The organism is Amycolatopsis sp. cmx-4-54, from assembly GCF_046548895.1.
Taxonomy (GTDB): Bacteria; Actinomycetota; Actinomycetes; order Mycobacteriales; family Pseudonocardiaceae; genus Amycolatopsis.
In genome coordinates, this window is the sequence record NZ_JAEBEJ010000014.1 from 32,312 (window position 1) to 46,104 (window position 13,793).

A 13,793-nucleotide genomic window follows, 5' to 3' on the forward strand; every position below is an offset into this window, starting at 1 on the left:
GTCGCTGCCCCCATACCCCCTCTGGGTACCTTAAGGCGCTTGCGGTACCCCCCTGGGGTATGTACGTTAAGTCATGAGCGGCGCACGGGCCGCCTGAACCACGAGGAGAGTCACGATGAGCGAGACGACCTACACCGTCACCGGGATGACCTGCGGCCACTGCGCGACTTCGGTCACCGAAGAGGTCTCCAAGATCGACGGCGTCACCGACGTCCGGGTCGATCTGCCCACCGGCGCCGTGACCGTCACCGGTTCCCGTGAACCCGCGGTGGCCGACGTTCGCGCCGCCGTCGAAGAAGCCGGATATCACCTGAGCGCCTGAGCGGCTCCACGATCGCGGGCGGCACCCGCACTAAGGACTCCCACGATGAACACAGCAGCGAAGCTTTCCGCCTACGGTGTGGTACTCGCCCTGGTCGCCGGTGGCGGTTGGGTGGCGGGCAGGGCTGTCGGTCCGTTCGCCGGCGCGGCCGGCGTGCCCGGTGGCGAGGACGCCGGGCACTCGGACACCCACGGCGGCACCGTCGCGGAAGCGGCGCACGGCAAGCAGGAGCACGAACCCGCCGGGCTCGCGTCGGCCAAGGGCGGCTACACCCTCACGCCCACCACCACGACGCTCACCCCCGGGAAGACCGCTCCCTTCACCTTCCGGATCCTCGGCGCCGACGGCGCGCCGGTGACCGCCTACGACGTCGAACACGAGAAGCGGATGCACCTCATCGTCGTCCGCCGCGACACCGCGGGTTTCCAGCACATCCACCCCGAACTCGGTGCGGACGGAATTTGGTCCGTGCCACTGGCCGTCGGGGACGCAGGGGTCTACCGCGTCTTCGCCGACTTCAAGCCCAGCGGCGGCGAGGCGATCACCTTGGGGGCGGACCTCTTCGCCGGCGGAGACTTCCGGCCCGCCGAGTACCGGAACGCGCACGTCGCGGAGGTCGACGGCTACCAGGTCCACCTCGACGGCGACCTCACTCCGGGAACGTCGTCGAAGGTGACTCTCACCGTCACCAAGAACGGCCGTGAAGTCAACGATCTCCAGCCGTACCTGGGTGCCTACGGGCATCTGGTCGCGCTGCGCGGCGGCGACCTCGCGTACCTGCACGTCCACCCGGACGGTGAACCCGGTGACGGCCGGACCCTGGCGGGTCCCGCGGTCACGTTCTTCGCCGAGGTCCCGACGGCGGGCACCTACCGGCTGTTCCTGGACTTCCAGCACGAGGGCAAGGTCCGCACCGCGGAATTCACCGTCACGACAGGGGAAGGGAGCCACTGATGAGCACGGACACCGCCACTTCGGTGGCCTTGTCAGAAGTCGAACTCGCGATCACCGGGATGACCTGCGCCTCCTGCGCCATGCGCATCGAGCGGAAGCTGAACAAGCTCGACGGCGTCACGGCCACGGTCAACTACGCCACGGAGAAGGCGAAGGTCAGCTACCCGGCCGACATCGAGCCGCGGCAGCTGGTCGAGCAGGTCGAGGCGGCCGGGTACTCGGCCGCGTTGCCCGCGGTGGAGAAGGAAGAAGCCGCCGGACAAGACACCGCGGTCGATCCGATCGCGCCGTTGCGGCAGCGGCTCATCGGTTCCGCCGTGCTGTCGGTGCCGGTAATCGTGCTCGCGATGGTGCCCGCGCTCCAGTTCACCTACTGGCAGTGGATCTCGTTGACGCTGGCCGCGCCGGTGCTGGTGTGGGCGGCGTGGCCGTTCCACAAGGCGGCGTGGGCGAATCTGCGCCACGGTGCGGCCACCATGGACACGCTGATCTCCATGGGTACGCTCGCCGCGTTCCTGTGGTCGTTGTACGCCTTGTTGTTCGGCACCGCGGGAACGCCGGGGATGACACATCCCTTCGAACTCACCGTCCAGCGGATGGCGGGCGACGGCAACATCTATCTCGAGGTGGCCGCCGGCGTCACGACGTTCATCCTCGCCGGGCGCTATTTCGAAGCGCGGTCCAAGCGGCGGGCCGGTGCCGCGCTGCGGGCGTTGCTGGAGCTGGGCGCGAAGGACGTCGCGGTGCTCCGCGACGGCAAGGAAGTGCGCGTCCCGATCGGCGAACTCGCGGTGGGCGAGGAATTCGTGGTGCGGCCGGGGGAGAGGATCGCGACTGACGGCGTGATCACCGAAGGCGCGTCCGCGGTCGACGCGAGCATTCTGACCGGTGAGAGCGTTCCGGTGGAGGTCGTCCCCGGTGACACGGTGGCGGGCGCGACGGTCAACGCGGGCGGCAGGCTCGTCGTCCGGGCCACCCGGGTCGGCGCCGACACGCAGCTGGCGCAGATGGCGAAACTCGTCGAAGCGGCGCAGACCGGGAAGGCGCAGGTTCAACGGCTGGCGGACCGGGTTTCGGCGGTCTTCGTGCCGATCGTGATCGCGCTCGCCGTCGGCACGCTGATGTTCTGGCTCGGCACCGGCGGTTCGGTGGCGGCGGCGTTCACCGCGGCGGTCGCCGTGCTGATCATCGCCTGCCCGTGCGCGCTGGGTCTGGCGACGCCGACCGCGCTGCTCGTCGGCACCGGGCGCGGCGCGCAGCTCGGAATCCTGATCAAGGGCCCGGAGGTGCTGGAATCGACCCGCGCGGTCGACACCGTCGTCCTCGACAAGACCGGCACGGTGACCACCGGGCAGATGTCGCTGGTGGCGGTCCACGTCGCCGACGGTGTCGACGAGGAGACGACCCTGCGGCTGGCCGGTGCGCTGGAGAACGCGTCGGAACACCCGATCGCGCAGGCCATCGCCCGCGCGGCTCGGGAACGCGCCGGGGAGCTCCCGGCCGTCGAGGAGTTCGCCAATGTCGAAGGCCTTGGTGTGCAAGGTATCGTCGACGGTTCGGCGGTTCTGGTCGGCCGGAACGCGTTGCTGGAGCAGTGGAGTCACCACCTGACGCCCGAGCTGGCGGAGGCCAAGGCGGCGGAGGAGAAGCTCGGTCGCACGGCGGTCGTGGTCGGCTGGGACGGCGAGGCCAGGGCGGTCCTGGTCGTCGCGGACACCGTGAAGCCGTCGTCCGCCGACGCGATCTCCCGGCTGCGCGAACTGGGGCTCACCCCGGTCCTGCTGACCGGCGACAACGAGGCCGTCGCCCAGGCGGTGGCCGCTGAGGTCGGGATCGGCACGGTGATCGCCGAGGTGCTGCCGAAGGACAAGGTCGACGTCGTCAAGCGGCTCCAGGGTGAGGGCAAGGTCGTGGCGATGGTGGGCGACGGTGTCAACGACGCGGCCGCGCTGGCACAGGCTGACCTCGGCCTGGCGATGGGCACCGGTACCGACGTCGCCATCGAGGCCGGTGACCTGACCCTCGTCCGGGGCGACCTGCGGGCCGCGGTGGACGCGATCCGGCTTTCCCGGCGGACGCTGCGCACCATCAAGGGCAATCTGTTCTGGGCCTTCGCCTACAACGTCGGCGCGCTGCCGCTGGCCGCGGCGGGTCTGCTCAACCCCATGATCGCCGGTGCCGCGATGGCCTTCAGCTCGGTCTTCGTGGTGTTCAACAGCCTGCGCCTGCGCGGGTTCCGGAGCATCACCGCTTGACGAGCGGACCGGACCTCCTTCAATATGAACACGTGTTCATGAACGCACGTTCATAACGGAGGAGGTTCTGGTATGTCCGGCATCGTCAACACCGCGCAGGCGGAGGCGTGGAACGGGTACGAGGGACGGCACTGGGCCGAGCACGACGAGCGCTACGACGCGGTGAACGGCGGGTTCAACGAATTCCTGTTCGACGCCGCCGGAATCGGCGAGCGGGATCGGGTGCTCGACATCGGCTGCGGCAACGGGCAGGTCACCCGGCTCGCCGCCACCCGCGCCCCGCTCGGCGGCGCGACCGGGATCGACCTGTCCGCACCGATGCTCGCGACGGCGCGGGCGCGCGCGGACGCGGAAGGTGTCGCGAACGTGGTGTTCGAACAGGGTGACGTCCAGGTCTTTCCCTTCGGGGACGGGGTTTTCGACGTCGTGCTCAGCCGGTTCGCGGTGACGTTCTTCGCCGATCCGGTCGCCGCTTTCGCCAACGTGCACCGCGCGCTGCGACCCGGTGGGAAGCTCGCGTTCCTGTGCATGACCGCACTCGCCGGAACCGATCTCGGTGCCGTTTTCGGTGCACTGGCACCGTTTCTGCCGACCCCGACCGGCGAGGACGGCACGGGGCCGACGGCGTTCGCCGACCCGGCGCGGGTTCGCTCGGTGCTGTCCGGCGCCGGATTCGCCGACGTCGCCTGCGAACGTGTCGAGGCGGACCAGGTCTGGGGAAGCGATGTTCCCGACGCGGCCGGATTCATCGCGGACTGGGGACCGGTCAAGTACCACCTCGGCCAGGTGGGCACGGAAGCGGCGAACAGCGCGCGAGAAGCGCTTTCCGTGGCGTTAAAGTCTTTTGAGGGGCCCGGCGGTGTCCGGTTGCGCGGCGCCGCGTGGCTGGTCACGGCGGAATCCTGATGTCACCGAGGAAAGCGGCCGCCCTGCGGCACACGGAAGACGGCCGGAGCCTGCGCGAGCATTTGATCGATACCGCCGCGGACCTGATTTCCGCGCACGGCACCGCGGAACTCACGGTGCGGGCGATCGCGCGCGCGGCGGGAGTCGCCGATGGCGTGCTGTACAACCATTTCACCGACAAGGAAGAGTTGCTGGCCGACGCCTTGGCAGAGCACGTACGGAGAGTGGAAGCCGGACTTGGCGAGCTTCCCGAGCCCGGTTCGGCTACGGTCGAGGCGAATCTTCGCGCCCAGCTGGCGTATGGGTTGGCTCTGCACAAGGAGATCCTGCCCGCCTTCGCCGGGCTCCTCGCCCGACCCGTCGTGCTCGCGAGGTTCGGGGAACGGGCCGGGGACGGCGAGAGCTGGCGCGATCGTCTCGCCGGATACCTGCGGGCGGAAAAGGAACTCGGCAGGCTGGACGGCGATGTCGGCGTGGCGGCGGCGATACTGGCCGGCGTCTGCCACGAAACGGTGCTCTCCCGTCTGCTCCCGCACGGCCCGGCGGTGACACGTTCGCCGGAGGTGGAAGCCGTGGTCAAGACGGTGCTGGAGGGTATCGCGGCCAGATGAACTTCGACACGGGTTGATCGGCGGGTGTTCTGGGTAACCCGGATGTGCGACTTCAGCAGCGAGGCCGCGCGTGACGGGAAGGGTGGCTCCATGATCAGTATCGCGGAGCATCCGGTGCCGGGGACCTGGGTGCTCGACCTGCGAGCCACGACGCCACGGGCGTTGCCGGACATGCGTGCCTGGGTGGTCAGATGCCTTCCCGATCTCGGCGAGAAACACCTCGACGACGTCCTGCTCGGGGCGACGGAACTCGTCGCCAACGCCTACGTGCACGGAGGTGGCGCACGCCACATCCAGTTGTGGCGTGGCGTGACACCCTGCGCGGTGCGGATCGAGGTCGCGGACGTCAGTGTCGAGCAACCCCGGGCGCGGTGCTCGCAGATCGAGGATCCCCGCGGGCGGGGGCTGCTCGTCGTCGACGGGGTGGCGGTCCAGTGGGGCGTCCGGCGCGAGCCGGTGCGGGGCGGAAAGATCGTCTGGGCGCATATCCGGTGCGGCGGCGGTTGTCCGGAAGCGCTCCCGCGCACGAAGCGCTCCCGGAACTGACCGGATTCAGATCGCGCGGCGCGCGGTGAGCACGCCAAGCGCGGAGATGGCCGCGAAACCGAACAACAGCCACCTCGCCGACGTGACCACCGAAGCGCCGCCGAAGTTGACCAGCAGACCGGCGATCGCCGCGCCGAACGCGGTCGACATCGTCAGGATCGTCGCGATCGCGGCCGCCGCCTGCCCGCCTTCGCCGTCCGGGGCGGAGGTCATCGCCGCGACGGACAGATGCGGCATCGCGATGCCGATTCCGGTGCCACCGAAGAAGAGCACCGGCAGCCAGGCGAGCACGACGGGCAGTGGCGGCTGCTCGGTCTGCGACAGCCCCAGCAGCGCGAACCCGGCGGCGAGACAGGCGGGCCCGGCCAGTACGAGCCGTCGTGGCTTACGCGACGACGCGCTGACGAGCTGGCTCACCGACCAGCCCAAGGACAGCGCGGCGGCGAAGAACCCCGCCGCTGCGGGCGGAAGCCCACCCAGGCGCTGCCCGAACAGCGGCAAGAACGTCTCCACCGCGACGCCGGACGCCAGCACCATGATGGTCAGATAGATCCACCGCAGCCGTGAGCCCTTCCGGTACACCGAACCGGGCAGCACACTCGCCGCCGCACGGTTTTCCGTCACCAGGAACGCGCACACGAGCACAAGACCCAGCGCGAGGAAACCCGTCGTCGCGAGGACGTCGGACAGGATCCCGGCCACGCTCACCGCCCCGGCGGCGCCGACGATCAGGGCCAGCGACCTGACCGGGACCGGCGGCTGTTCCGGGCGTTCGCCGTCCGGGAGGGCCCGGGGCACGAAGATCGCCAGCACCCCCGCGGCCACGGCGAGGATCGCGAACGCCGACCGCCACGAACCGAACTGTGCCGAGAAACCGCCGAGCGCGGGGCCCGTGAAGTTCCCGATCCCGAACATCGCGGAGATCAAGGCGCTGCCCCGGCTCCACAGTCGCGGCGGCAACGCCGAATGGATCAGGGCGAAACCCAGCCCGGTCAGCAGGCCTGCGCCGAGCCCCTGTGTGCCGCGGCCGATCAGGAGGACCGGCATCGACGGGCTTGCCGCGCACAGGACCGAGCCCGCGGCGAACACACCGAAGCCGAGCAGATAGGAAAACTTGCCGCCGAAACGGGACAGGGACCGGCCCACCAGCATGGTCGCGACGACCTGGGCGACCAGGAACGCCGTCATGGTCCAGGCGTACAACCGCCGCCCGCCGATCTCCTGGACGGCGGTCGGCAGGAGGCTCGCCGCCACGTAGATGGTGATCGCGCCGACGAGCACGCCACCCGCCAATACCGCCGCCGTGCTCGTATGGCGGCCCAATTCCCGCCACGATCCGGCTTCTTGCCCGATGCTCACGCGTTCTCCTCGTTGTCGAAAGGATTGCGCTTCGCATCCTGTCGGCGCGGGGAGCCCCGGTAAACGGACAAATCAGACGTGAATCACGTCACATTTTCGCGCGGCCTTCGATGGCGGCGCGGGCGGCCTCGACCGACTTCCGGACGACGACTTCCGTGGAATAGCCCTGTTTCGTGAAAACCCCGTCGAGGTAGAACGTGCCGTAGCCGTGCGCCTGGGTGAACAACTGCTCCATCAGTTCGAGCCCGTCCTGCGGGCGGTCCGCGACGGTCAGGCAGAGCATGACGAACTGGTCGGTCAGGCGCCGGGTCTGCTCGTGGAGGGTGGCGTGCTCGGGACCCTGGAGGCCGTCCGAGTAGATGATGTTCATCCCGGCCCGGCGTTCGATGAGGTACTCCGTGTACGCGCCGGCGGCCGCGGCGAGCGCGGCGACGGGTTCACTCTCGGCCTCGATGGCATCCTGCACCCGGTCGGCCAGCTGGCAGGCGACGGTGGCCGCGAGCGCGGCCAGCAAGCTCTCCTTGTCAGGGAAGTGCCGATAGGGCGCGCCCGGGCTGACTTTCGCGCGCCTGGCGACTTCGGCGACCGAGAACGCGCCGAGTCCCTGTTCGGCGATCAGGTCCAGCGAGACCCGCACGAGTTCGGCGCGCAAATCGCCGTGATGGTACTTACCGCCCATGTCGTGGATCACACCGTCCCGGTCGCGGAATATGTAAGAGCCCTCTTACGCTAGTTGTAAGTGACCTCTTACATGGTCTCACTGTTTCTCGGAGGGTTTCATGACGACGACCACGCACGCCATCGCCGCGCCGTCCCCGGGCGCCGCTCTGTCGCCGACGACGATCGAGCGTCGCGACCTGCGTCCGGACGACGTGCTGATCGACATCGCGTACGCGGGGATCTGCCACAGCGACATCCACCAGGTGAAGGAGGACTGGGGCAGCGCGATCTTCCCGATGGTCCCCGGGCACGAGATCGCCGGCGTCGTCGCCGCGGTCGGGTCCGGCGTGACGAAGTACCGGGTCGGCGACCGCGTCGGGGTCGGCTGCATGGTCGATTCCTGTGGTGAGTGCGAATACTGCCTCGCGGGCACCGAGCAGTTCTGCGTCAAGGGCAACATCCAGACGTACAACGGTGTCGGTTTCGACGGCGAGAACACCTACGGCGGCTACAGCCGGCAGATCGTCGTGAAGGACGGTTTCGTCTGCCGTATCCCGGAAGGGATCGGCCTCGACGTCGCCGCTCCGCTGCTGTGCGCGGGCATCACCACCTACTCCCCGCTGAACCGCTGGGGTGCCGGGCCGGGCAAGAAGGTCGCCGTCGTCGGCCTCGGCGGACTCGGCCACTTGGCGGTCAAGATCGCGGTCGCCATGGGCGCCGAGGTCACCGTGCTCAGCCAGAGCCTGAAGAAGCAGGAGGACGGCCTGAAGCTGGGTGCGAAGGACTACTTCGCGACCGGTGACGCGTCGACGTTCAAGACGCTGCGCGGCCGTTTCGACCTGATCCTCAACACCGTTTCCGCGACGCTGCCCATTGACTCCTACCTCGGCATGCTGCGCGTCGGCGGGGCGATGGTGAACGTCGGCGCGCCCGGCGAACCGTTGTCCTACAACGCCTTCTCGCTGCTCGGCGGGAACAGGGTGCTCGCCGGTTCGATGATCGGCGGGATCGCCGAGACCCAGGAGATGCTCGACTTCTGCGCCGAGCACGGGATCGGCGCGGAGATCGAGACGATCTCGGCCGACCAGGTGAACGTGGCCTACGACCGGGTCGAGAACAGCGACGTCCGGTACCGGTTCGTCATCGACGCGGCGACCATCGGCGCGTGACTTTCCGCCTGGCTTCAGGTACGCCGGGGTCCTGCTGGGTGCTGGGCCGGGCCGGAGGGTTGCGAAAGCCACTTTCGCAACGTTGAAGGTTGCGAAAGTGGCTTTCGCAACACCACCCCCGGAACGGCCGCGGGCTCACATCAGCAGCAGGGGCAAGGTGTTCATCGCGGTGTGCGCTGCGATCGGCGCCCACAGGTTGCGGTAGCGCGACCACAGGTAACCGGTGAACAGGCCGAAGAACCCTTGGAAGGCCACGATCGCGCCGAGCGTGAGCGGGAGTGATCCCTGCCCGTGGGTCGGCAGATGCAGCCACGCGAACAGCAGGGCCGCCAGCAGGATTCCCGGCCACCGCCCGAAAAGCGCCTCCAGCCGGGTCTGCAGCATGCCGCGGAAGAAGACCTCTTCGAGGACGTTCGCGGTGAAGAAGGTCAAGGTGGCGCCGACGGCCAGGTACACCGGATCGGGATAGTCCTCCGCGGTGGGGAGCGGTGGCGCGAGCGGGCCGAGAACGGAGAGCCAGCCGAACACGAGCACCGCCGGGATCGGCGCGAGCCATCGCCAGGTCTGCCGAGGCAGCCACTCGAGCCGGAACGGATCGGCTTCCCCTCGCCTGCGCAGGAGAAGCCACGGCAGCACCAAGAACACGAGCGGCTTGGCGAGCGCCCAGATGTCCCGGACCAGCGCCTGCTGACCCGCCGCCGAAACCAGGAACAACGCCAGCGGCCACAGGAAGGCGATGAGCACCAGGGCCGTCGCCTGCTTGCGGAGCCGGGCTCGGTCGGTCGCGTCGGGGAGCAGTTTCGGCGCGTGGAGCGGGATCCCGCGGACCAGCAGCATCCCGGCCAGCGCCGGAACCAGGGCTCCGGCCAGGGAAAGCGCCTTGTCCGAATCCGCGGACGGCTTGATCGTGTCGTGCCCGGTCGCCAGCAGCAGCGCGGGTGCGGCCACGAAGACCGCCAGCCCGCCGAAGAGGATTCCCCAGGCACGTACCGGTTTTTCTGTCACGGGGAAAGGATCTTCGAACCCGCGCGAATCCGCGTCATCACTTCGGAGGACTTCAGCTGACCGCGATGACCTTTTCCAGGCTGCGCAGGCACAACGTGAGTGCCTCGTGTTTCGGTGTCTTGCCGCGCCCCAGCTCCCACGCCGTGTAGAGCATGCTCCAGAGCAGTTGCAGCAACCACTCCTTCGTCATCGCCGGATCGATCGAGCCCTCGGCGTGCCCGCGTTCGATGAGCCGCATCAGGAGCCGGTCGTCTTCGCTCTCCTCCTCCCATTCGGGCCTGGTCACCAGATCCGGCATGGTGAACAGCAACTGGAAGATGTCGGCGTGCTCGAAGTATTCCTGGCACAGCCGGGCGAGCGCGGCCGGGACCGGACCGTCCTCGAGCCTGGCCCGCTGGGTGCTCTGGGAGATCTTGTCCAGCGCGTCGTGGCTGATGGCGTCGATCAGGTCCGAACGCTCCGCGAAGTACCGGTGCACCGTGGTGCGCCCGACGTTCGCCGCCGCCGCGATGTCGGCCAGCGTGGCGCTCGGTTGCTTGGTCAACGTCTCGATGGCCGCGTCCAGGATCGCGCGCCGGGTCCTCGCCCGGACACCCGTCTCGGTGACCACACCCTCACTCATGGCCGGTACCGTACCTCCCTCGCCGATATGGAACCCGTTTGACGATTTTAGAACACTCGTGTTCCATTGAGAACCATGAACACTCCACGTTTGAAGGTGCTGTGGTCGTTCGCGCGACCGCACAAGGGGGCACTCGCGATCGGCCTGGTACTCGCGCTGCTCGGTTCGGCGGCCGGTCTCGCCACGCCCATGGTCACGAAGTGGGTGCTCGATTCGCTCGGTTCGTCGACGTCGCTGTCGGGCCCCGTGCTGGCGTTGGCCGGTCTGATGGTGATCGGCGCGGTGATCTGGCTGGGGCAGTGGATCCTGCTCGGCACCGTCGGCGAGCGAGTGGTGCTGAAGGCACGGGAATCGATGGTGCGGCGGTTCTTCCGCGCGACGATCCCGGCGATCACGAAGCGGCCGACGGGGGAGCTGGTCACCCGCGTCACCTCGGACACGGTGCTGCTGCGCGAGGCGGCGTCGTCCAGCGTGATCGGCCTGATCAACGGCGTGGTGATGCTCGTCGGCACCCTGGTATTGATGAGCGTGCTCGACCCGGTGCTGCTGGGGACGACGGTGGCGGCCGTGCTGGTGGTGATCGCGCTGTTCACGTGGCTCATGCCGGCCATCGCGAAGGAACAGGAGAAGGCGCAGGACCGTGTCGGCCGTCTCGGCGGCGTCCTCGAAGGCGCGCTGCGCGCGATCCGCACGGTGAAGGCCAGCCGCGCCGAAGCCCGGCAGTCCGAGCGGATCCTGGTCAACGCGGAAGCGGCCGCGGCGCACGGTGTTCGCGCGGTGCGGCGGGAGGCCGTCGCCTGGGTGGTCGCCTGGACGGGGATCCAGGCCGCGACCCTGGTGATCCTCGGCCTCGGCGCCTGGCGGGTCGACGCGGGCCTGCTCGAGGTGTCGAGCCTCATCGCGTTCCTGCTGTACGCGTTCGCGCTGATGGAGCCGATCACCGAACTGAGCCAGAACATGACCGCGTTGCAGGCGGGGATCGCCGCGGCCGGGCGGATCCGGGAGATGGACGCGCTCGAGGTGGAAGAGGACCGGGAGCCCGTCCGGACCACGTCGTCCGGCGAGCAGAGTGGACCGGTACTGGAATTGCGAGGGGTGACCGCGGGCTACGGCGGCGATCCGGCACTGAGGGACGTGTCGCTGAAGATCCCGAGACGCGGGCACACCGCGATCGTCGGGCCGTCCGGCGCGGGCAAGACCACGATGCTGTCGCTGATCATGCGGTTCGTGCGGCCGGAGTCCGGTTCACTGCTGCTGGACGGACGCGAGTACGTGGACCTGCCGTACGCGGACGTGCGGTCCCGGCTGGCCTACGTCGAGCAGGAGACGCCCATCGTGCCGGGGACGATCCGGGAGAACCTGCTCTTCACCCATCCGGACGCGACCGAGGAAGAGGTGCGGAGGGCTCTCGGAGAGGTCCGGCTGAGCGACAAGATCGCCGCGCTCGACGACGGGCTGGACACGCCGCTTTCGTCGACGTCGGTGTCCGGCGGGGAACGGCAGCGGATCGCGCTGGCCAGGGCGATCCTGCGCACGCCGGACGTGGTGCTGCTGGACGAGGCGACCGCGCAGGTCGACGGCCGGACCGAGAGCGCGATCCACGACTGCATCCGGCGGCTGGCCCGCGAGGGTGCCGTGGTCACCGTGGCGCACCGGCTGTCCACGGTGATCGACGCGGACACCATCGTGGTGATGGAGGATGGCCGCGTCCGGGCGAGCGGCAGCCATGAGCATCTGCTCGCCACCGACACGCTGTACCGGGAACTGGTGGAGGCGTTGCGGATCGCGGGGGAGGGAGCCCCCGTTCCCGGCTGATCCGCTTCAGGCGGAGACGGCGCGGACACCCGGCGGCATCTCGCGGTTGACCTCGTCGAGCCGGGTGGCGACGGTGCGGCAGGGTTCGCAGTCCGCCAGATGCGCGGTGATCAGGTCCGCCCGGCGGCCCGGCACGCCGCCGCGGAGCCACGCGCCCATCCGGCGCCGCGCCTCCTGGCAGCACGGCGTTCCCGTTTCCGGGACCTGCGCCTGCAAAAACGCCTGGCGGAGTCCTTCGCGGGCCCTCAGGGCAAGGACGGAGGCGCCGTTGGGCGAGACGCCCAGCAGCGGGGCGACCACCTTCGGCGAGTCGCCTTCGGCCTCGGTCCGCCAAAGCACCGTCCGCCAGCGGCCGGGGAGCGCGCAGTAGGCGGTCCAGGCCAGCCGGGCGTTCGAGCGGAGGATGAGGAGTTCGTCCGCGGCGATCGCCCCGGCGGCCTCTTCGACCGCCGGGGTCGTGCCGTACAGCTCGACCCGCTTGTGGTGGTGGCTCCACTTGGCCGCGAGATTCCGGATGGTGACCGCGAGATAGGGGCGGAGGTTCTCCCGCGGGCCGCCGCCGTCGCGGATGACCCTCAGGACACGCACGAAGGCTTCGGCCACGAGGTCGTCCCGTTCGGCGGGCTCGGAGACCCAGCCCGCCGCGATCCGGCGGAGAGGCTCGGCGTGCCGCCGGAAAAGTGTCTCGCCGGCGGCGATGTCACCGGCGCGGAAGGCGTCGAGCAGGGGCGCGTCCGCCGTGGTGTCGACGTCTTCCCTCATCGCGGCCTCCCGGACGGGCCGATTTGCCTACCCAAAGTAACGGGTACGGCAGTGTACCTCTTAATCGGCCGCCGATAAACTCTGGGGGATGACGCCTGAAGCCGACGCGCCGCGGCCGGACGGCCGCGCGGCGCGCTGGGCGGGACAGCGTGAGCGCCGTCGACGGGAGTTCGTCGACGCGGCGCTGCGCGCGATCGCCGCATCCGGTCCGGAGGTCTCCACCGAACAGATCGCCGACGAGGCGGGGGTCGCGAGAACGCGGGTGTACAAGCATTTCGACGACGCCGCCGACCTGCAGCGCGCGATCGCCGACCGCGCCGTCCGGCTCATCACCGCCGAACTGGCCCCGCTGTGGGATCCGAGCGGAACGCCGATGCAGCTGATCACCATGGCGGTCGGCGCCCATACCGGCTGGCTCGCCGAACACGGGAACCTCTACCGCTACCTCGCCCGGCACTCCCAGGCCGGACGGCGCGGCGGTGACGCCATCGCCGACGTCAAAACGGCGATCGCCGGGCAGCTCTCCATCCTGTTCGAGCACTACCTGGACACCTTCGACCTGGACGGCCGGATCGCCGAACCGCTCGCCTTCGGGCTGGTCGGCCTCGTCGACACGAGTGCCGCGCGCTGGCTGGAGAACCCGGCCGGCATCGAGCTGCCGGAGCTCGCGGCCCTGCTGGTGCGGTGGATCTGGCGGGTCATCGACGACACGCTCCGTGAACGCGGGATCGAACTCGATCCGTACTCGCCGCTACTGGTACCGGGCACCTGAGCGCTCAGGATGCGGGAGCGGGAATGAAAGCCGGT

General features: G+C 69.4%; 14 protein-coding genes. 9 read left to right on the forward strand and 5 right to left on the reverse strand.

The annotated features are described in order from the left end of the window. The first annotated feature begins 115 nt into the window (after nt 1–115). The 6 genes from ACLJQ7_RS35350 (at nt 116) to ACLJQ7_RS35375 (ending at nt 5,594) form a co-directional block, all read left to right on the forward strand. The gene (locus ACLJQ7_RS35350; protein WP_410652515.1) at nt 116–322 is read left to right on the forward strand and encodes a heavy-metal-associated domain-containing protein; all 207 of its coding nucleotides are present in this window, start codon (nt 116–118) and stop codon (nt 320–322) included. 45 nt (nt 323–367) lie between these two features. Further along, nucleotides 368–1,276, forward strand: coding sequence for a hypothetical protein (locus tag ACLJQ7_RS35355; RefSeq protein ID WP_410652516.1), 909 nt, complete (start codon nt 368–370; stop codon nt 1,274–1,276). After that, nucleotides 1,276–3,531: a heavy metal translocating P-type ATPase gene (locus tag ACLJQ7_RS35360; protein ID WP_410652517.1), complete on the forward strand. Its 2,256-nt coding sequence runs from the start codon at nt 1,276–1,278 to the stop codon at nt 3,529–3,531. Before ACLJQ7_RS35355 ends, ACLJQ7_RS35360 begins: the two co-directional genes overlap by 1 nt. Nucleotides 3,532–3,603: 72 nt before the next feature. Then, nucleotides 3,604–4,437, forward strand: coding sequence for a class I SAM-dependent methyltransferase (locus tag ACLJQ7_RS35365; protein ID WP_410652518.1), 834 nt, complete (start codon nt 3,604–3,606; stop codon nt 4,435–4,437). After that, complete coding sequence (locus ACLJQ7_RS35370) at nt 4,437–5,048, forward strand: TetR/AcrR family transcriptional regulator (protein ID WP_410652519.1); 612 nt, start codon at nt 4,437–4,439, stop codon at nt 5,046–5,048. Before ACLJQ7_RS35365 ends, ACLJQ7_RS35370 begins: the two co-directional genes overlap by 1 nt. Nucleotides 5,049–5,138: 90 nt before the next feature. Next, on the forward strand, nt 5,139–5,594 hold the full coding sequence (locus tag ACLJQ7_RS35375; RefSeq protein ID WP_410652520.1) for an ATP-binding protein: 456 nt from the start codon (nt 5,139–5,141) through the stop codon (nt 5,592–5,594). A gap of 6 nt (nt 5,595–5,600) precedes the next feature. Here ACLJQ7_RS35375 and ACLJQ7_RS35380 read toward each other — a convergent pair whose 3' ends face one another. Together ACLJQ7_RS35380 and ACLJQ7_RS35385 are read right to left on the reverse strand one after the other, a co-directional pair. Next, complete coding sequence (locus tag ACLJQ7_RS35380) at nt 5,601–6,953, reverse strand: MFS transporter (RefSeq protein ID WP_410652521.1); 1,353 nt, start codon at nt 6,951–6,953, stop codon at nt 5,601–5,603. Between the two features lie 88 nt (nt 6,954–7,041). Further along, nucleotides 7,042–7,644, reverse strand: a complete 603-nt coding sequence (locus ACLJQ7_RS35385) for a TetR/AcrR family transcriptional regulator (protein WP_410652522.1) — start codon at nt 7,642–7,644, stop codon at nt 7,042–7,044. 88 nt (nt 7,645–7,732) lie between these two features. Here ACLJQ7_RS35385 and ACLJQ7_RS35390 point away from each other — a divergent pair, with 88 nt between their 5' ends. Then, the gene (locus ACLJQ7_RS35390) at nt 7,733–8,782 is read left to right on the forward strand and encodes an NAD(P)-dependent alcohol dehydrogenase (protein ID WP_410652523.1); all 1,050 of its coding nucleotides are present in this window, start codon (nt 7,733–7,735) and stop codon (nt 8,780–8,782) included. A 135-nt stretch (nt 8,783–8,917) separates the two neighbouring features. Here the strand turns inward: ACLJQ7_RS35390 and ACLJQ7_RS35395 are convergent, their stop codons facing one another. Beyond that, nucleotides 8,918–9,787 (reverse strand): CPBP family intramembrane glutamic endopeptidase, encoded by an 870-nt coding sequence (locus tag ACLJQ7_RS35395; protein WP_410652524.1) that lies wholly within the window; start codon nt 9,785–9,787, stop codon nt 8,918–8,920. Nucleotides 9,788–9,839: 52 nt separating this feature from the next. Next, nucleotides 9,840–10,409, reverse strand: coding sequence for a TetR/AcrR family transcriptional regulator (locus tag ACLJQ7_RS35400; protein ID WP_410652525.1), 570 nt, complete (start codon nt 10,407–10,409; stop codon nt 9,840–9,842). 75 nt (nt 10,410–10,484) lie between these two features. Between ACLJQ7_RS35400 and ACLJQ7_RS35405 the strand changes: the two genes are divergently transcribed. Further along, a complete protein-coding gene (locus tag ACLJQ7_RS35405) occupies nt 10,485–12,224 on the forward strand; it encodes an ABC transporter ATP-binding protein (RefSeq protein WP_410652526.1) in 1,740 nt (579 codons plus the stop codon). A 6-nt stretch (nt 12,225–12,230) separates the two neighbouring features. On the opposite strand, the gene ACLJQ7_RS35410 is transcribed toward ACLJQ7_RS35405, so the two are convergent. Next, on the reverse strand, nt 12,231–12,986 hold the full coding sequence (locus ACLJQ7_RS35410) for a sigma-70 family RNA polymerase sigma factor (protein WP_410652527.1): 756 nt from the start codon (nt 12,984–12,986) through the stop codon (nt 12,231–12,233). Nucleotides 12,987–13,074: 88 nt separating this feature from the next. Between ACLJQ7_RS35410 and ACLJQ7_RS35415 the strand changes: the two genes are divergently transcribed. After that, nucleotides 13,075–13,758, forward strand: a complete 684-nt coding sequence (locus ACLJQ7_RS35415; RefSeq protein WP_410652528.1) for a TetR/AcrR family transcriptional regulator — start codon at nt 13,075–13,077, stop codon at nt 13,756–13,758. The last annotated feature ends 35 nt before the right edge of the window (nt 13,759–13,793 follow it).